This window comes from Lysinibacillus sp. NPDC092081, from assembly GCF_044755845.1.
Lineage (GTDB): Bacteria > Bacillota > Bacilli > Bacillales_A > Planococcaceae > Lysinibacillus.
In genome coordinates this window covers 54293-73119 of sequence record NZ_JBIVRU010000023.1, presented here as the reverse complement: position 1 = coordinate 73119, position 18827 = coordinate 54293, and the positions used below count along the sequence as shown (strand labels likewise).

General features: G+C 38.3%; 13 protein-coding genes, 1 rRNA gene and 2 pseudogenes. 11 read left to right on the top strand and 5 right to left on the bottom strand.

The annotated features are described in order from the left end of the window. Both rrf and ACIQLB_RS22040 read left to right on the top strand, forming a co-directional pair. A 5S ribosomal RNA gene (rrf, locus tag ACIQLB_RS22045) occupies positions 1-98 on the top strand; the annotation flags it as partial. A 207-nt stretch (positions 99-305) separates the two neighbouring features. Next, positions 306-473: pseudogene (locus ACIQLB_RS22040) on the top strand (ATP-binding protein); the annotation flags it as partial. A 443-nt stretch (positions 474-916) separates the two neighbouring features. Here the strand turns inward: ACIQLB_RS22040 and ACIQLB_RS22035 are convergent. The 3 genes and pseudogenes from ACIQLB_RS22035 to ACIQLB_RS22025 form a co-directional block, all read right to left on the bottom strand. Further along, entirely contained in the window at positions 917-1435 is a 519-nt protein-coding gene (locus tag ACIQLB_RS22035; RefSeq protein WP_400730713.1) for a hypothetical protein, read from the bottom strand. A gap of 608 nt (positions 1436-2043) precedes the next feature. Next, positions 2044-2637 (bottom strand): annotated as a pseudogene (locus ACIQLB_RS22030) (DUF2441 domain-containing protein). Positions 2638-2880: 243 nt separating this feature from the next. Continuing rightward, positions 2881-3633 carry an SDR family NAD(P)-dependent oxidoreductase gene (locus tag ACIQLB_RS22025; RefSeq protein WP_400730723.1) on the bottom strand — a complete coding sequence of 251 codons (753 nt, stop codon included), beginning with the start codon at positions 3631-3633 and terminating at the stop codon, positions 2881-2883. A gap of 461 nt (positions 3634-4094) precedes the next feature. On the opposite strand from ACIQLB_RS22025, the gene ACIQLB_RS22020 reads away from it, so the two are divergent. Together ACIQLB_RS22020 and ACIQLB_RS22015 are read left to right on the top strand one after the other, a co-directional pair. Further along, a complete protein-coding gene (locus tag ACIQLB_RS22020; protein ID WP_400730711.1) occupies positions 4095-5276 on the top strand; it encodes a PDZ domain-containing protein in 1182 nt (393 codons plus the stop codon). After that, positions 5276-5509, top strand: a complete 234-nt coding sequence (locus tag ACIQLB_RS22015; protein WP_400730721.1) for a DUF2198 family protein — start codon at positions 5276-5278, stop codon at positions 5507-5509. Before ACIQLB_RS22020 ends, ACIQLB_RS22015 begins: the two co-directional genes overlap by 1 nt. Positions 5510-5566: 57 nt before the next feature. Here the strand turns inward: ACIQLB_RS22015 and ACIQLB_RS22010 are convergent, their stop codons facing one another. Next, the gene (locus tag ACIQLB_RS22010) at positions 5567-5893 is read right to left on the bottom strand and encodes an AzlD domain-containing protein (RefSeq protein ID WP_400730709.1); all 327 of its coding nucleotides are present in this window, start codon (positions 5891-5893) and stop codon (positions 5567-5569) included. Then, positions 5890-6621 carry an AzlC family ABC transporter permease gene (locus ACIQLB_RS22005; protein WP_400730707.1) on the bottom strand — a complete coding sequence of 244 codons (732 nt, stop codon included), beginning with the start codon at positions 6619-6621 and terminating at the stop codon, positions 5890-5892. The genes ACIQLB_RS22010 and ACIQLB_RS22005 overlap by 4 nt, the downstream gene beginning before the upstream one ends. A 124-nt stretch (positions 6622-6745) precedes the next feature. Here ACIQLB_RS22005 and ACIQLB_RS22000 point away from each other — a divergent pair, with 124 nt between their 5' ends. The 7 genes from ACIQLB_RS22000 (at position 6746) to ACIQLB_RS21970 (ending at position 18529) form a co-directional block, all read left to right on the top strand. Then, positions 6746-7297, top strand: a complete 552-nt coding sequence (locus tag ACIQLB_RS22000) for a helix-turn-helix domain-containing protein (RefSeq protein WP_400730706.1) — start codon at positions 6746-6748, stop codon at positions 7295-7297. 11 nt (positions 7298-7308) lie between these two features. Next, positions 7309-7938: a TVP38/TMEM64 family protein gene (locus ACIQLB_RS21995; RefSeq protein WP_400730704.1), complete on the top strand. Its 630-nt coding sequence runs from the start codon at positions 7309-7311 to the stop codon at positions 7936-7938. A 337-nt stretch (positions 7939-8275) separates the two neighbouring features. Continuing rightward, positions 8276-11785 carry a helicase-exonuclease AddAB subunit AddB gene (gene addB / locus ACIQLB_RS21990; RefSeq protein WP_400730702.1) on the top strand — a complete coding sequence of 1170 codons (3510 nt, stop codon included), beginning with the start codon at positions 8276-8278 and terminating at the stop codon, positions 11783-11785. A 1-nt stretch (position 11786) separates the two neighbouring features. Continuing rightward, entirely contained in the window at positions 11787-15503 is a 3717-nt protein-coding gene (addA, locus tag ACIQLB_RS21985) for a helicase-exonuclease AddAB subunit AddA (protein WP_400730700.1), read from the top strand. Between the two features lie 95 nt (positions 15504-15598). Next, positions 15599-16765, top strand: a complete 1167-nt coding sequence (locus ACIQLB_RS21980; protein WP_400730698.1) for a DUF418 domain-containing protein — start codon at positions 15599-15601, stop codon at positions 16763-16765. A 355-nt stretch (positions 16766-17120) separates the two neighbouring features. After that, positions 17121-18023 carry a fumarylacetoacetate hydrolase family protein gene (locus tag ACIQLB_RS21975; protein ID WP_400730697.1) on the top strand — a complete coding sequence of 301 codons (903 nt, stop codon included), beginning with the start codon at positions 17121-17123 and terminating at the stop codon, positions 18021-18023. A 137-nt stretch (positions 18024-18160) separates the two neighbouring features. Next, positions 18161-18529, top strand: coding sequence for a YisL family protein (locus ACIQLB_RS21970; RefSeq protein WP_400730695.1), 369 nt, complete (start codon positions 18161-18163; stop codon positions 18527-18529). The last annotated feature ends 298 nt before the right edge of the window (positions 18530-18827 follow it).

The following is an 18827-nucleotide window of genomic DNA, read 5'->3' as shown; positions in this document are numbered from 1 at the left end:
GAGGTCACACCCGTTCCCATACCGAACACGGAAGTTAAGCTCTTTAGCGCCGATGGTAGTTGGGGGCTTCCCCCTGTGAGAGTAGGACGTCGCTAAGCAAATAATTCAGGTCGAGAATTTATTTCTCGGCTTTTTTATTTGCGATTTTTTAGTAAAGTTAACCCAAATAATACCATTGAAATGGTTATGGTTTCTGCCAACTAGCAGAAGGTTGAGAAATGAGGAATCTTTATCACTATTACAAAGAGGATTTAGAGCCTTAGAAAAAGCGTGGTATAGCTTTTATGGTTCAAACAAAGTTACAATTTCAACGATTCTATCGTGGTGATACGTCTAGACAACGATCAGAAGGTAGTACTGGATTAGGTCTTGCCATTTCGAAAAATATATTAAATCTTCATGGTTTGCAGTATGGTGTAATGAATACTGCAGATGGCGTACTATTTTACTTTTACTTAAGTATGAATCGTTGAAATCTACTGTATTTAAACATCAGGTTACCATCCAATCTTTCATTTGAAGTAGATGACTGTTATTAAATGTAGTATGAAAGAAAAGGCGTCCGCTTAGCGAACTGCCCCCGTTAATGAGACAGGGAACAAATATCACCCGTGTTTTGATTTGTGTTGTATTTTGTTTTTTACAGATACTCCTGCTAATATTAATTCTCTTGTTCTTAATTTAACTTCTGTTGGATAATTTACTATTGTACCCATAGAAAAACACCTCCAATTTGTCTTTAGGTATTTACATACCTGTTTTCAACTTAAGGTGTTTTATTTGTCTCAATCTATGGGGTCAGTCCTCAGATAAGAGGAGACTTTCTGGTTTTGTAAAAGATTTTAATATTCGAATTTTCTTAAATCGGTATAGCTGTGAAACAGAACATTATCTTCAATACGTTTCAGTACTGTGCTCAATTACTTTTGTGTTCAATTACATGTAATACTTTCGGTTCAATATTTTTTAAAAGTTGTTTCATTGAAGCAGTGTTTGCAGGAACTTCTCCATTCTCTTCACCTTGAATCTGCACGATAGTCTGTGCTTTCGCAATGACCTCAATCACTTGTTGTGTAGAAACATTTTTAGATGCTGCAATTTCAACAACCGATTTTCCAATTGCTAATTCTTGTTTTAATTCTGCCCCATTCATATTTAATAAAGAAAATAGGTCCTGGTTATTTAAAAACTCATTAGCAAAGTAATCAGGCTGACCATCTCTTGTGAAAAAAGCCTCATCAGTGAAACTAAATGGTGATTTTTCGCTTTCTTGTACTTTTACTTCTTGTTTTGTTGTTTCATTCGATTCTTTGTTAACTATTTGTACCGCTTTTTCTGACTCGTTTTTCTGAATTTGTGTAGCATAGGCACTTCCAGTTCCTACTAATAATGCTGTTGAAATACTAAGTACAGTGAATAAATTCTTTTTACCCATTTAAATTCCTCATTTCAATGTTTTATTTGCCTTACAAAAACAAATTATAATTGGACAATGTAAAGATAAAACCAAGACAATATCAATTGGAAATAAAGTTTTTTTATCTTAATCGAAATTTCAAATCAAAAGACTGCGATTGACCTACCGTAGAGATGAAATACATGCCGTTAGGTTTTATAGAGCTTTTCTATATCTCCTTCAATTAATTGAAGAAATGTTTTGATCTCCTTGCTGACCCTTCTTAAATCTATATTGCTGAAACAAAGACTTCCCGTCATTTCCTTCCTTTACATAAGTTAGATAAATGGTGTAACCTTTTCGTTTCAATTCGAGAAAAAATATATGAAATAAATAGAAAGTCCTAATTTCTTAATTGTTGAAATAATGTCTTTAAATTTAAAACGTCTCTACAGTTGTAGAGACGCACTTTTTTCAAATATACCCTTAGCCTATTTCAGTGCAAGAGATTCCCAATCCTTGTACGACTAACCTGCTCCGTTAGCACAACGGACCTGCCCGTGGGACTTGATCCCGATAACTAAACTGTTCGCCCTCTACTTGTTAACACATGATTAGGCTAGATACCTTTAACGACTTTCCAAAATTTAAGATGAGAAATCATTAGTAATTTCTACCACTTCAATTTTTCCGTTTATCAAAAGTTCAGTTAGCTCGTTTTTAACATTACCCTTCCAATACTCTCTAGCTTGTTCAATTTTTTGAGAGAAAGGAACCCCATCTCCTTTGGTAAAAGGTTTGCATCACCTTCAAAATAATCCCCACTAACTCGAAGTTTAACAATCTGCAAAACATTACGATTGTATGAATCAAATATTTCTTTCCATTTCAAAGCGTCTTCATAGCTTTTAGCAGCGTATAAGCAAGACAATCTTGAAGGGTATTCAGGATGTTCTTGTAGTCTAACCATTTCTACTACCACTTCTCTAATAGCTCTGATTGTTTGTCCTACATACTTAATAGCTACTTCGGCATTCTCTTTACTAATGTTCAAGCCCTCATTTGTATAATGACCGTATAAAATCTTAATAAAGTCTTCACCTTTAGAGTTTAATTGCTCCCTTTCAAAAAAGAAGCTATATAAGGTATTTTTTTTGGTTGTTGTCAAAGTTAATTATCTGCCCCGTGGTCATTTTATGCCAAGTAACGATATGATAAACATAAAATTCTTTCTCGTTCATGATCTGCCTCCTGTTGGTCTTCATTATTAAATCTTATTTTACTAGAATAAGGTAGTGTTTATTGAACTAACTTGCTCCGTTAGTTCAATAAGAAAAAAAGAGCAGCCCATGCAACTCAATAATCTTCAAGCAAAGCACCTCGTTAGTTCATAAAATGTATTGTACAAAAAACGTAAAGGATAGAAGATGTAATAGACATCTACTTACGAACTAAAAATTTCTAATAAAATTCCTGCTTTTTAATTATCTCCCACCACTAACATTCATCATTTCTCCAAGGATATAATTTGAAGCATCGGAAGAAAGGAAGGCAATTACCTCTGCTATTTCCAAAGGGGTTGCAGCCCGTTTAATAGGTACAGATGAAGCCATACGCTCAAGCCGATTATCGCCAGGAGCAAATTTATCGTGAAAAGGTGTTTCTACCATTCCAGGTGCTACCCCATTCACGATAATTCCATATTCAATTAGCTCTCTGGACATTCCAATCGTCATAGTATTTATCGCTCCTTTAGCAGATGCGTAATGAATACTTTCTCCTGCCCCTCCAATACGTGCAGCCGCTGAAGATACATTAATAATTTTTCCGCCTTTTTTCGGAATCATATGTCTTAATACAGCTTGGGAGCATAAGAGGACACTATTTACATTTAATTTAAACGTTTCTTCCCATAGCTCTTCACTCATATCCATAAATGTACTTTGGCGGATGCCACCACCAGCGTTATTAACTAAAACGTCAATTGTGCCAAATGAAGAAATAGCTTGTTCAACCATTGAGTTCACTTCTTCTTTATTAATAACATCAGCTTGAATTGCAATGGCGTCTCCATATTTTTCTTGAATACGTTGGACGGCTTCCATGGCACCCTTTACATTTGAATTGTAATTAATAATTACTTTAGCCCCTTTAGATGCCATCAACTCGGCCGTGGCAAGCCCAATACCTGAGCTTGCGCCTGTGATGAGAATAACCTTCCCTGATAAGGTATGGATAGCTTCACTCCTAACGAAATGTAATTAATAGTAATTCTACATTTTACATCGTTAAACCTTTTGAAGAAGATTTTTATATAGGAGAAAATGAGGCTTTTGTTAGATTACTAGATAACTTAATTCAGTGTTTCTTGTTGAGCTAACCTGCACCGTTATTTAAGAGCATTTCTCGACACTCTTCATATCAATGTTTACATAAATATCCGATAAAAAAATTATCTCTATAGCAGAGAAATGATTCTAATCAAACTTTACTAGCGGAAATTAGCCTCTTATACTTATTTTAAGTGTATAAAAATGGAAACTAACGCACCTACAACGTCAAATTTAATCTGTGACATTCGCTGAATAAGATAAAAAAATAAGAATAGGAAGCTTTCTACTAGATTGTACTACGCAAGAGTGTAGACGTTTGATACAATAAAATCATAGTATTCAAGATAGAAACGGCGGGTGTTCGTATGGTTAGTGATATATTAATAGAAATTGTAACAGCGATTGGCCGCTTTTTAATCAACCCATTAATGTATATCGCAATTTTATTTGCGGTTTTATTAGGTTATAGTCGTGTAAAGCAGGAGCGTAAGTTTTTTAATAGACGTATTATTTGGGGTTGGACAGAGCTAATTGGTCAATGGAAATATGGTTGGCTAAATGCCCTCCTCATTTCACTAATAAGTATTGGTTTAGGTTTAACAGTGCCTAAAGCTTTTTTAATGATTTTAATCGCTATTTCTGTGTTGGCACTAGTATTGTTCTTCATTAATGCACTTTCACCTATTTATACGATGGGGCTTGCAACACTAGCAATGTGGTTGATGTACCATTACAATTGGACTTTTTCTTGGTGGAAAATCTCTTTAGAAGGTGTAAATTTATTAGATGGTTCCATTGTAACGATTACGATTTTAGCAGGTCTATGTGTAATTGCTGAGGGCATATTAATTCGTCGAACAGCAATGAAGGTAACGACACCGCGAATTGAAAAAACGAAGCGAGGTATGCAAGCAATTGTCTACCGCTCAAGAAATGTATGGGTATTGCCAATCTTCTTTGTAATACCTGGTAATGTTATTCCGGTTGATTTTCAATATTGGCCACAATTTACATTAGGAGAGAGTACCTTTGCACTCGTACTATTTCCACTTGTTATAGGCTTTTCAAAGCTTACTAGAAAAGAATTACCGGCATTGAGATTGGCAAAAATCGGCCGATCCGTGCTAATACTAGGACAGTTCATTTTAATTGGTGGACTCGCAGCAGCCTTGGAGCCATTCATCGGCTTTATCACGTTGGCAATTGGTGTAGTGATTCGTATCATTATTTCAATCTTCTATGCACTGCAAGATAAAACGGACATTTATGCGGTTGCACCAAGTTCAAAGGGCGCTATTATTGCGGCAGTCTTACCTGATTCACCAGCTGAAAAAATGGGCTTACTGGCAGGGGAATGTATTCGTAAAGTAAACGGTCAAGCCATTTTTACTGAAAATGATTTATATGAGGCTTTGCAATTAAATGCTGCACATTGTCGTCTGGAAGTAGTAGATCGTAACAATGAAATACGCTTAACACAGCATGTTATATATAGCAATGATCATTATCGTATTGGATTATTACTAGCTGAGCCGAGGGACATATGATGGATGTTTCCGGGAAAATGATATTAGCGTTATTTTTACCAGCATTACTCGTATTATTGTTTACTAGAATTACGTATAATCGGTATGTTGCATTAATATTGGCAATTGCGCTTATTGCGGCCTCTGTCTATGCAGGTCATACTTCGCCACCTACTCTATTCGTAATCGATGCATTTTCGTTAACAGTTGGCTTTTGGCTAGCAAGTAAAATGAAAAAAACAAAGGTGATTTAAATTAATATAAAAGGTCAGTCCAAAGTGATATCTTTCTCACTTTTAAGACTGACCTTTTTACATGAAAAATCTTACGGCTGCCATAATGATAACCCCTGCTACAACTGTTATAGATAAGCTTTTGGTAACAAGTGCAATCATAAGCGTTGGCACAAATGTAATAAATACAGGCCAATTGAGTGTAACAATTTTACCGTTGTCTGTATCCAATAAGTTTTCGATGACAAGAGCACTCAAAATACAAATTGGGATAAAGCTTAGCCATTTTAATACAATCTCTGGTAGCTGCACATTTCGGACGAATATAAAAGGAATAACACGTGGTAGCCAGGTTACAAGTGCACAGCCAATGATGAGCCATACCATAGTTGCAGTTGTCGTCATTTAACTGTCACCACCCCAATAGTTGCTACAATTACTGTTGAAAGAAGAACAGCTACATGCGAAGGTACAATATAAGAAAGACCATACATAATGACAACCATATAGCCGATTAACATAAGATAATGTATGATTTTACTTTTACCTACACTGCTAAGCTGGAGAACAAGAAGTGCCACAAACATAGCAATCAATGCGAAATCTAAGCCCCATTTTTCAGGGTTTGCTACCCATTGACCTAAATATGCGCCAGTTACACAAGAAAGAATCCAAAATGAATAAGCAGTTATATTCAGCCCATCCATCCATTTGCCATGTAGCTTACCGGTTTGCATTTGCTTTGTAACAGCTACACCGAATGTTTCGTCCGTCAATAACGTGCCGAAACCAACATTTCTTAGCATGGAATATCGTGTGAAATGAGGAGCTACTGTTAAACTCATTAATAAATGGCGTAGATTTACAACAAAAATGGTTACAATAATAGCAGAAGCAGGGCTATTTGATAAAAGAAGTGCACAAAAGATAAATTGTGCGGAGCCTGCATAGATGAGTATAGTTAAAAGCGCAATTTCGAGTACAGATAATCCTGAAGCGGAACCTACAACACCGAAAGCGAGTCCTATGCTAATATAACCAAGTAAAGTGGGAACACAATCTTTAACGCCTTGTAAAAAGCTATCATCTGGCGTGTTTGCTGTTTCATTCTGAAAATCTGTTGTACTTGTCATAAAAAGATCGTCCTTTCTTAAAAGTTTCCATGTATACTAATGGTGGAATAGTCTGATAGTTCTTGGTGTTTATTAAAGTATACATATGTCTGATAAAATAAACAATAGAAATTGGTGAATAAAAATGGAGCAAATGAGTCGAAATTTAGCATTTCAATTAAAGAAGATCCGGCAACAACGTCATTTAAGCTTAGACGATGTTGCCAAAGCTACAGGGGTAAGTAAAGCGCAACTTGCACAAATTGAAAAAGGGGAGGCAAATCCTACAGTATCAACGATTTGGAAAATTGCTGCGGGAATGCGCACTTCATTTTCTTCGTTATTACAATCACCAACAGCACACTTCATGAAATATAGTAGTAAGGATGCGCCACGTGTAGATGAAGATGAGGGGCGATATCGTGTGTATTCCATTATTCCATATAATCCAGATCGAGGCTGGGAACTCTATAGGGTTGAAATGGAGCCCGGCGCTTTAAGTAGAAGTGAGGCCCACACAGAAGGGGTAGAGGAAACTGTGACTGTAATCCAAGGGCAGGCCATTATTTCTGCTGGGGAGATGCATGAATTACTAGAAGAAGGGGATACACTAGTATTCTCAGGACATCAGCCACATGAGTATAAAAATACGTCGGAAAAGTTAACGATTTTACATTTAATTTTGCAATATAAATAGAGGTGTCGACTTTGAGTGAATGGTTTACTGTAGACAATATTGAGCATATTGCGGCACAATATCGAACGCTTGGCCCGGTCATTGGTTTATTATTAACGTTTATAGAGGCATTTTTTCCATTTTTACCTTTGGTCGTGTTCGTTGTGGCCAATGCGACCGCATTTGGTTTATGGTTAGGTTTTTTATTATCCTGGCTAGGATCTGTAGCTGGTTCATATGCAGTATTTTTACTTGTCCGACATTTTGGCAAGCATCGAAAGCTTCGATTTGTAACAGGCAGTAAAAAAGTAGAGAAGCTAATTAAATGGGTAGATATGAATGGTATTAGTCCTCTGTTCGTGTTACTTTGTTTTCCTTTTACACCCTCAATCATTGTAAACATTGTAGCAGGGCTATCCCATATTCATAAAAAGTATTATTTTGTGGTGTTATTGGCTGGAAAGTTCGTTATGATTTTAGGAATGAGCGTACTTGGTTACGATTTAAAGTCGCTCTTAACAAGCCCTGTAAGATTGATTATTGCCGCTGTTGCGATTGTCTTGCTTTGGTGGGTCGGCAAGTTTATGGAGAAACGATTAAATGCGCGTGTAGAGAAAGACTTAAAACATGCGCGGAAATTGACGAAAAATCATCAACGTTGAAAGTTGAATATGCACATCTTACCCCTTTTATCATGTAAAATGAGAGAAGGGGTTTTTTATCTTCATTCATAAAGGTAAGGTAATGCAATGCTCGAGTAACGTGGAGCAGCGCTTAGATAAAACATTAAAATGCACAGTTAGAGTAGCGAGACGTTCGGGTCAATGCGAAAACTGCACAGGTAGACCAGCAAAGTGATCGGGTCAATACGAAAACTGCTCAGGTAGACCTGCAAAGTGATCGGGTCAATGCAAATAAACATTCATGCAGACCAACAAAGCTCGTGTATTTACGACTAACATTTTTTAGAATAGATTATTTACAGGAGGAGAAAAGAACATGACATTGCGTATTGTATCGGGACGTTCAGGAACGGGTAAATCAACGTTTATTCATCAAGAGATTGTCGAGCAACTAAAAACAGATCCGTTAGGGCATCCAATTTTTGTAATCGTGCCTGACCAAATGTCTTATTCAACGGAGTATGAGCTTACGAATAAGCATGGCTTGCCAGGCTTAATCCGTGCGCAGGTCATGACATTCAAACGATTAGCATGGCTAGTATTACAGGAAACGGGTGGTATTGCTCGAAAAGAAGTAAATGGCTATGGCTATCGAATGCTTATCCGCAAACTTTTAGAGGAACAAAAAAGTGAGTTTTCATTATTTCGACAAGCAGCTGGGAAACGAGGCTTTACGGAGGAAATTGAATCGCTTTTACGAGAGTTTAGTCGTTATAGTGTAAATAGTTCAGTGTTAGCTGAAGTGACAGCATCTTTGCAGGCCATTGATGCACCTAATACATTGCAAGCGAAAACGAATGATTTACAAGTAGTTTTACAAGCTTTGGAGGAACGACTTGGCACGACATATGTCGATAGTGAGGGGTATTATCCGATTTTAACCGAGCAACTAAAATACTCTGAGACAATGAAGCAGGCGTCCATTTATATAGATGGTTTTACAGCATTTACTGTAAGAGAATTAGAGCTTGTAAAAGAGTTATTAAAGGTGACGAAACAGGTGACGGTAGTTCTTCCTTTTGACCATATCGATGAAGTTTATGATGAGCAGTCTTTATTTCATGAAGCCGCTTCAACGAACCAACGTTTACACGATATTGCATATGAAGAAGGCATTGAAGTTGCAGCACCATTGCACTTCTACAATACGCATCGTTTTCAATCTGATGATTTACAACATATGGAAAAATATTTTGCTGATATGGTGCCTCAAGCGGAAAAAACATCAGGTGATGTAAAGGTACTTGAAGCATCAAATCGACGTGCAGAGATACATGCCATTGCCCGGGAAATAACAAAGCTGACAAGAGAGAAGGGGTATCGTTATCAAGATATAGTACTTCTTTATAGACAAGCAGAAGTCTATGATCCGCTCATTTCAACAATTTTCCAGCAGTATGAAATTCCTATTTTTACAAATACGAAAAAGACGATGCTGCATCATCCTTTAATTGAGCTTAGTCGATCTGCTTTAGAGGTTATTACTTCTAATTGGAAATATGAACCAGTTTTTCGTAGTGTGAAAACAGATCTATTTTTCCCGTTACATGCTGAGCAAAATGTTTGGCGAGAGCGTGCGGATCGTTTAGAAAACTACTGTTTAGCACAGGGCGTCTTTGGGGAGCGCTGGTTTGAGGAAGCCAGGTGGTTTTTCAAAAAGTATCGTGGACTTGAATTCCATTCACGCGTGCAAACAGACGAAGAACGTGCCATGCAGGCAGAAATCGAGGCCATTCGCGACGAAATTCGTCAGCCGCTTAAATCATTACAGGACAAGCTGGAAGTGGCGACAACAGGTAGAGATGTAGCGACAGCTTTATTTGAGTTGATTGAGCGTTTAAATGTTTATGAAAAACTTCAAGCAATGAAAGACCGCGAACTTGATCGAGGTGATGCATTAGCTGCAAGTGAGCATGATCAAGCGTGGAAAGAATGGATTGCAGTGCTCGATCAGTTTGTTTATATGTTTGGTGAGCAGGAGATGTCCGTGGAGGAAGCGGCGAAAATTTTAGATGAGGGCTTTGATACATTAGAATTTTCGCGTATCCCGCCTACATTAGATGAAGTCATGGTAGCGACAGTTGATTTAGCTCGTTTATCGAATATAAAAGTCGCATTTGTTTTAGGAATGAATGATGGAGTCTATCCAACTCGTATGGATTATGAGGGATTGCTGTCAGATACCGAACGTGAATGGTTTACTCAAATTGGTTATGAGCTTGCGCCAACATCTAAAAATCGTTTGCTGCAGGAAAATTTCTTGCTATATCGTGCTTTAACGACGCCATCCGATAAATTATATATGTCCTATCCAACGGCAGACGAAGAGGGTAAGGCGCTATTATCCTCACTCTATATAAAGAAAATAATCGGCAATGATAAAACGGCTGGCCTTTTGAGTGGTGTCAAGGTCGAGCGAGTCGTCATTGATCCAATTGAATTACTTGATGAAAGTGCTTTACCGTATATACGCCATCCACGTACAGCTTTAGCACATTTAATGGTGCAAAAACGCCAAGCTGAACATAGCCGAGAGCTAGCGCCAGAGTGGCTTGCTTTACAAAAATTTTATAAACAGGACCCTTATTGGGCACTTATTTATGAACGAGTTTTACATCCAATTACGCATAAAAATGAGGCAGAGCCATTAGAAAACTACATCACTCAGGAATTATATGGCCAAAAGCTAACATCTAGTGTGTCTCGTATTGAGAAATATTTTCGTTGCCCGTTTTCGCATTTTACGACGTATGGGCTTCATCTAGAAGAACGTGCAGAGTACAGACTAGAAACATTTGCAATGGGCGATTTATTCCATGAGGCATTGAAATGGATTACTGAGGAGACACACCGTCTGCAACTATCCTGGATACGTTTAACAAAGCAGCAAATTAAACAATTAGCACGACAAGCCGTTGAGCAAATTGTGCCGGTATTTTCACATCAAATCTTACTGTCAAGCGCACGTTATCGCTACATTCAACGCAAGCTTATTCGTATTGTCGAGCGAACAATGACGGCACTTACACAGCATGCGAATGTATCTCACTTTAAACCAATTGCCATTGAGGCATCATTTGGACCGGGGCAAAATGAACAGCTACCACCACTTGAAATTGATTTAACAGGTGGTCAGAAAATGTTTATGCGAGGTCGTATTGATAGGGTGGATAGTGCGTCTATTGATGACCGCTCTTATTTACGGATCGTCGATTACAAATCATCAGCTCGTGATTTAGATTTGAATGAGGTTTACCACGGATTGTCTCTGCAGGTACTAACGTATTTAGATGTAGCAATGGAGAATTCTTCTTATTGGCTACCGGGTGAGGCGGAGCCAGCCGGAGTTCTTTATGTACATGTCCACAATCCAATGCTAAAGCTTGATAAGGATTTAAGCGACAGTGAAATTGAGGAAGACCGTTTAAAACAATACAAAATGAAAGGTCTTTTGTCCGAAAATGCAGAGTCCATTTTATCGATGGACGAGCAATTAGAGGAATCGAGTGGGCATTCAAAAATTATTCCTGTCTATATGAAGAAAGATGGGACACCATCAGAATCTCAGTCACGTATTGTACCTGTTAATGATATGAAAAATCTACAGCATTTTGTACGGCGCAAGCATCAAGAGGCTGGTAATGGAATTTTAGCAGGGGATACCTCCATTAGTCCTTATAAACTTAAAACAAAAACAGCATGTGACTACTGTCAATTTACAGCTGTTTGTCAATTTGACCCATCTGATGGCAAACAAAGCTATCGTCAGTTACAGCAAGCAAAACCGAATGATATCGTTGAGAAAATTCGGAAGGAGATGAAGTAAGTTGGTACAAAAAATACCTGAAAAGCCAGCGGAAGTGACGTGGACTGACGACCAGTGGAAGGCCATCTATGCAAGCGGTCAGGATACACTTGTATCGGCTGCGGCAGGCTCTGGTAAAACGGCAGTACTTATTAATCGCATGATTGAAAAGGTAGTTGCAACAGAGAACCCAATCAATGTCGACGAGTTACTTGTCGTAACATTTACAAATGCATCCGCTGCTGAGATGCGTCACCGTATGGCGGAGGCACTAGAAAAGGCTATTGCAGAAAATCCAACTTCCAACCATTTGCGACGCCAGCTAAGCCTTGTCAATAAAGCACAAATTTCAACACTGCATTCCTTCTGCTTAGCCATTGTTAAGCAGTATGCCTATATGTTAGATATTGACCCAGGCTTTCGTATAGCGAATGAGGCGGAGGTTGCGTTGTTAAGGGACGATATTTTAGCAGAAGTATTAGAAGATGCTTACGATTCTGAGGACGAGGCTCAGGTTCAAGCAATCTATCGTCTTGTTGATAGCTTTACATCGGATCGTGATGATCAGGCTATTGAAACATTAATAAGCAAGCTTTATGATACGTCCCGTGTTCATGCAGAGCCTCATAAGTGGCTTCGTAGTCTACCAGAGACATATGACTTAGCAACGGACGTGACAATTGATGATTTAGAGCTGTCGAAATATGTAAAGTTAACAGTCAAGCATAGTCTTGAGGAGGCATTTGTGTTAATTTCTGAAATGCGTGCCATTACGCTTCAGCCCGAGGGCCCTGCACCATATGCTGAAACCGCAGAAATGGATTTTGCCATGATTCAGGAAGGCATTCGCATTAGTCGTGAAGGAACGTGGCAGGAACTCTTTGATTATTTTGGTACTGTAAAATGGTCAACGTTAAAGCGTGTATCAAAGGATGCTTTAGTGGATGTGGAGCTACAAGAGCTTGCCAAGAAAAAACGTGAGGCAGCTAAAAAAATTGTGAACAAGCTGAAAGAGACTTTTTTCGTTCGGACTCCTGCGCGCTTGCTTGAAGAAATACGATTAATGGGTCCTACGATAGGAACATTAGTCGAATTGACAAATGTTTTTAGTGAACAGTTCCGCATGGCGAAGTTAGAACGAGGAATTATTGATTTCTCGGATTTAGAGCATTTCGCATTACAAATTTTAACTGTAGTAGTCGAAGGTGAATTACAGCCTTCACCTGTTGCACTAGATTTGAAACAACGTTTTAAAGAAGTACTTGTTGACGAATACCAAGATACAAATATGCTTCAAGAAACAATATTACAACTTGTGAAAACAGGTAGTGAGCAAGCTGGAAATCTTTTTATGGTTGGTGATGTAAAACAAAGCATCTACCGTTTCCGTTTAGCAGAACCGAAGCTTTTTATGCGAAAGTACAGTGAGTTTCTAGAGGCCCCAGATTTAACGGGAATGCGTATAGATTTAAACGCTAACTTCCGTAGCCGAAAAGAAGTGTTGAACGCTACAAACTATGTATTTGCACAAATTATGGGTAAGCGTGTTGGAGAAATTCTTTATGATGAAAATGCTTCACTAAAGCCAGCAGCACCATATGATGATAAAGAAGTTCCGGTAGAGCTAGTCATTCTGCATCCTCCTCAAGAAGAGGCGCTGGACGAAGAGACAGAAGATAGCACAAACGACGCTTCGGAATTAGAGGAATTAAAAAAATCACAGTATGAGGCACGTTTTATCATTGAGCGTATTCGGCAGATGATGGAGGATGGGACAACCGTATTCGATACAAAAACGAAGACAGAACGTCCATTAAAATATAGTGATATTGTGATTTTAATGCGTTCAATGACATGGTCAACAGACTTAGTAGAGGAATTTAAGCTTGCGGGAATCCCTCTCTATGCGGAGTCCTCCAAAGGGTATTTTGATGCGCTTGAAGTCATGATTATGCTGAATGTTCTAAAGGTTGTCGATAATCCATATCAGGATATTCCGTTAGCCTCGGTGCTACGTGCTCCATTTGTTGGCTTAACAGAAAATGAGCTAGCAAAAATACGGCTAGCAGATACAAAAGCGCCATTTTATGATGCATTAAGGCAATTTATTCGAAGTGATGGACATGGTGTGCAATCTGACACTTTTGTGAAGCTTCAACGATTTATGCTAGCGTTTGAAAACTGGCGAGATTTAGCGCGACGTGGGTCACTGTCAGATTTAATTTGGAAAATTTATTTAGACACGCATTATTATGAGATGGTTGGGGCGATGCCGAATGGAAAGCAGCGTCAGGCCAACTTACGCATTTTACATGACCGAGCTTTAATGTATGAGAAAACAGCCTTTCGAGGACTCTTTCGTTTTTTACGTTTTATTGATCGTATGCGTACGCGTGGGGATGATTTAGGAACAGCGAAATCGATTGGAGAAAAGGATGATGTTGTCCGTCTTGTAACTATCCACTCTTCAAAAGGTTTGGAATACCCTGTTGTCTTTGTTGCAGGGATGGGGAGACCGTTTAATAAAATGGATTTCCACAATCCATATTTATTCGATCAAGATTTTGGCCTTGCAGTGAAGGCAATTGATCCAGAAAATCGTATTACGTATACATCCCTACCATTTTTAGCGCTAAAGGAGAAAAAGGAGCTTGAAATGCGTGCTGAGGAAATGCGTGTATTATACGTAGCAATGACACGTGCGAAGGAGCGACTTATTTTAGTAGGCTCCGTGAAAAATTGGAGTAAAACGCTTGATAACTGGCAGGATGCTCAAAGTTTACCGGTGGATGCCCCACTACAGGAGTATTTACGCGCGAGAGCTAATAGCTACTTTGATTGGCTTGGACCTACAGTTGCCAGACACGCAGATTTTGCTTCAATTGCTAACTCCTCCTATAAGGCATCTGAAGATGTATCGCATTGGTGGGTACGTGCAATTGAAACAAGTCATTATGCGTATGACATACAGGCGTTAGAGGATGAGGTACAGCCATTGCTAGAAACGCCAGAGGATGAATCTTTACTGTCGGAAATTACGATGCGCTTTCAATCACAGTATGCATTTCAACAATCAACACAAAAACGCTCCAAAACATCTGTTAGTGAAATTAAGCGTTTAGAAAATCTACAGCGGCAGGAGGAGCCTGAATATTACTTTTCAGCACCTTCAAAGCAAAAAGCGACAACCATTGCGCCCCGTCCAACCTTTTTACAGGACAAACAGCTGACAGGTGCAGAAATAGGAACAGCTGTCCACACAGTTATGCAGCATGTACCTCAAAACGGCTTTACGAATGTACAGGAGGTTAAGGAGTTTGTCGCTAATTTAGTGGCAAGGCAGCTTCTGACTGAGTCTGAGGGCAAGGTTGTTCCATGGAAAAAAATATATAACTTCTTTACGACAGACATTGGACAACGCTTTAAAAATGCAAAAATAATCCGGAGAGAGCTCCCATTTACGATTAGTAGAGTAGATGAAGATGGCGACGCTCAAATTGTTCAAGGTATTATTGATTGTTTATTTGAGGATGAAAATGGTGAATGGATCTTGCTTGATTATAAGACAGACCGTATTCAATCACATTTTGCTGAGGAGCCAGCGCTAACGAAGGAACTCTTAGATCGATATGGTGTCCAGCTTAGAGTTTATAGTGAGGCGATTGAATCTATCCTTCAAATTAAAGTGAGTGATAAGGTTCTATACTTATTTGATATTGAACGGGCTTTACAAGCATAAGTGAACGCGGTGAAAACAGAGCTATCTGATATAAATATAAGGGAATGAATGTTAGAGAGTTCTGTTTTCGCCATATACATAGAGGAGGCTATTTTGTGGAGTTAAAACCGACAATGTTGCAGGAACGCATCACAACATTAGATATTTTACGTGGTATTAGCTTACTAGGCATTTTACTCGTTAATATGTTTGCCTTTTATTTGCCAATGCCATATATTGATTTGGCATCATGGTTTACAACACCGTCAGATATAGTGTGGCATCAAAATTTAGATATTTATGTACAAAGTAGCTTTTATCCGCTGTTTGCCATGTTATTTGGCTATGGACTCGCTATGCAATGGCAAAAAGCACAAAGTCGTGAACAAAATTTTTATGCGATAGTACTGCGAAGACTTTCTGTATTATTTGTTATTGGTTTGATACATGCTGTACTCATTTGGTGGGGCGACATTTTAATGATGTATGCATTTTGCGGCGTTTTTTTATTGCTCTTACTACGTCTACATCCTATTTGGTTATTGTCAATCGGTTTTATGATTAACGGTGTTTTGCAAGCTTTTATGTTATTTATTGTAGGATATATTAATTTTAATATGAAAGTTGATGAGTATTTAAATATTACTTCGGTAGAGCAGGCGATAACTGCTTATGGAACAGGAAATTGGGTCGACGCATTTATGCAACGTTTAACCGATTTATCTGTTCAGGCAGAAATCGGCATGTGGTTTGTGGCATTATTTACAATTTTACCATTTATGTTAATTGGTGCCGCGGCCTCTAAATGGCGTTTAGTGGAACGAGCGAAGGAGCTAAAATGGCTATGGCTGACATTAGCAATAGCTGGTTTAACAATTGGTATTTTGATCAAGAGCTTACCGATCATGTTTACACGTACGTATTTATTAGACTACTTGAAAGGTTACATAGGCGGTCCAATTTTAGCAGTAGGCTACATTGGGCTCATCGTTTTACTTTGTTTACTTCCAGTTGTCTCAAAGCTACTTAGTCCTTTTGCAAAAATGGGGCGCATGTCGTTAACGATGTACATCCTTCAATCGATCATTGGAACATGTTTATTTTATCAATTTGGATTTGGCTGGTATGGAAAAGTGAGCGTCGCAACAGGCGTGTTAATTGCAGTCAGTATTATTATCGTACAAATGATTGTGGCAGAAATTTGGCTAGCAAAATGGCAACAAGGTCCGTTAGAGGCTTTATGGCGCAAATTAACTTATAAGGCGAAAATGAAAGCAGGATAATTGTGTGAGTGCTCGACTCTCTTCCAAAAATCGAGCAATCTGCGATAGAAATCAGCCTTCATTTTTAATGTGATGGCAACATAAAGTGAATGAATGCGTCTTGTATAATAAGAAATAATTTATTGCGATTTGGCTTATTACAAAAAGTTTAGCCGAAAAAGCGTATGTCATGTGTAGAAGTCGATTGAAGTGAGACTGGACGCCCTCTGAAATGGGCCCAGTCGGAACGGAAATCAACTCCACGTTATGGTGAAGAGCATGCGAAATAGTAGGAATAAAAATAGTTATCGCAAAAGTAAGGCAATTCCTATAATATTGTTGTATCATGTAGAAAAAAGAAGGAGCTCTGAAAATCATGAAAATTTTATCGTTTAAACTAGGTGGACATGTAAGCTTTGGACCAAAAGTAAAAAAAGAAGAAGCGGTATGGGATGTACTCGCTATTCAAAATGAACTTCAAGTTGTCCCTTCTTTTTCAAGTTCAATTGTAGATGGCATTGCTCTAGGCTTTGATTTTGTTGAACAGATTCGTAAATTAGTAGAAGCAGCTGAAAAATCAGATCGCGCTGATAGCTTCAAACGTGAATTTACAGCGATCGAATGGTTATCACCGATTCCACGTACACCAAAAAACATTATGTGTATTGGGAAAAACTATGATGAACATGCTAAAGAAATGGGTGCAGAGGCAGCTCCAACAGATTTAATGGTATTTACAAAATCTCCGACTGCTATTGCTGCTGATGGCCAAACAATATCTATCCATGCTGATCTTTCATCTAAACTGGATTATGAAGGCGAATTAGCCGTTGTCATTGGTAAACGTGGTAAAAATATTCCGAAAAACTTAGCATACGATTATGTATTTGGCTACACGATTGCCAATGATCTAACAGCTCGTGATTTACAAGAAAAACATAAGCAATTCTTCTTAGGAAAAAGCTTGGAAGGAACTTGTCCACTTGGACCTTACCTTGTAACAAAAGATGAAATTCCGAATCCACAAGATTTAACAGTGGTAACAAAAGTGAATGATGAAGTACGTCAAAACGGCTCAACAAAAGATATGATGTTCACTGTAGAATCATTAGTATCGATTTTATCTCAACATGTAACATTAGAGCCAGGTGATGTTATTTTAACGGGTACTCCAGCCGGGGTTGGTAAAGGCATGAATCCGCCACAATTCTTAAAAGCTGGTGATACAGTGAAAGTGTCTATTCAAGGCATCGGTACTTTAGTGAATCATTTTGAATAATTTTTTTAAAATCCGCGTGAGTTTATCTCCGCGGATTTTTAAGTTTATTATGTGAGCACTATTGTAATGTTTGAAACCCTTTCCAACACATGGTAGGATAGAGTTTGATAGAAAAAAGAATATGAGGTGGGACAATAATGAGTTTCTTAACTAGCCAAACGCATTTGCATGTTACTACTTGGGTAGTTGCAATCGTAATCTTTTTAATTGCAGCATTAATGGGCAAGCAGTCAAAAGGCTTACATATGACATTACGTTTATTCTACATTTTAATCATCATTACTGGTGGGGCACTATTCATTAAAGGTATGGATTTTAATATGGGTATGCTCTACGGCTTTAAATTCCTAGGCGGTATTTTAGTTATTGGCATGATGGAAATGGTATTAGTTCGTCAAAAGAAAAATAAACCAACGGGCATGTTTTGGATTTTATTTGCAGTATTCTTATTGATTACATTGTTCCTAGGCTTCAAATTACCAATGGGTCAAGATTTCTTAGCCTAATTTTGTAAAAGTCGTGAAGTTTTAGCTTCACGGCTTTTTATTTTTTGGGGAAGATGCAATCGCTTAAGTAGTTTGAAAAACGATGGAAGAACAGCTCGGGTAAGCCGTAGAAGTGATCGGGTAGCCTAGAAAACTGATCAGGTAAGGCGTAGAAGTGATCGGGTAGCCCAGAAAACTGATCGGGTAATCCGGAGAAGTGATCAGGTAGCCCAGAAAACTGATCGAGTCAGCCGAAGAAATGCTCAGATCCCTTAAAAAACTGATCGGGTCCCCTGACCAAGCCGATGAATATATTTAA

Coding starts and splice junctions, on each gene's coding strand:
- ACIQLB_RS22035 (WP_400730713.1), bottom strand. CDS start 1,435: ATGGGTAAAAAGAATTTATTCACTGTACTTAGTATTTCAACAGCATTA.
- ACIQLB_RS22020 (WP_400730711.1), top strand. CDS start 4,095: ATGGTTAGTGATATATTAATAGAAATTGTAACAGCGATTGGCCGCTTT.
- ACIQLB_RS22015 (WP_400730721.1), top strand. CDS start 5,276: ATGGATGTTTCCGGGAAAATGATATTAGCGTTATTTTTACCAGCATTA.
- ACIQLB_RS22010 (WP_400730709.1), bottom strand. CDS start 5,893: ATGACGACAACTGCAACTATGGTATGGCTCATCATTGGCTGTGCACTT.
- ACIQLB_RS22005 (WP_400730707.1), bottom strand. CDS start 6,621: ATGACAAGTACAACAGATTTTCAGAATGAAACAGCAAACACGCCAGAT.
- ACIQLB_RS22000 (WP_400730706.1), top strand. CDS start 6,746: ATGGAGCAAATGAGTCGAAATTTAGCATTTCAATTAAAGAAGATCCGG.
- addB (WP_400730702.1), top strand. CDS start 8,276: ATGACATTGCGTATTGTATCGGGACGTTCAGGAACGGGTAAATCAACG.
- ACIQLB_RS21975 (WP_400730697.1), top strand. CDS start 17,121: ATGAAAATTTTATCGTTTAAACTAGGTGGACATGTAAGCTTTGGACCA.
- ACIQLB_RS21970 (WP_400730695.1), top strand. CDS start 18,161: ATGAGTTTCTTAACTAGCCAAACGCATTTGCATGTTACTACTTGGGTA.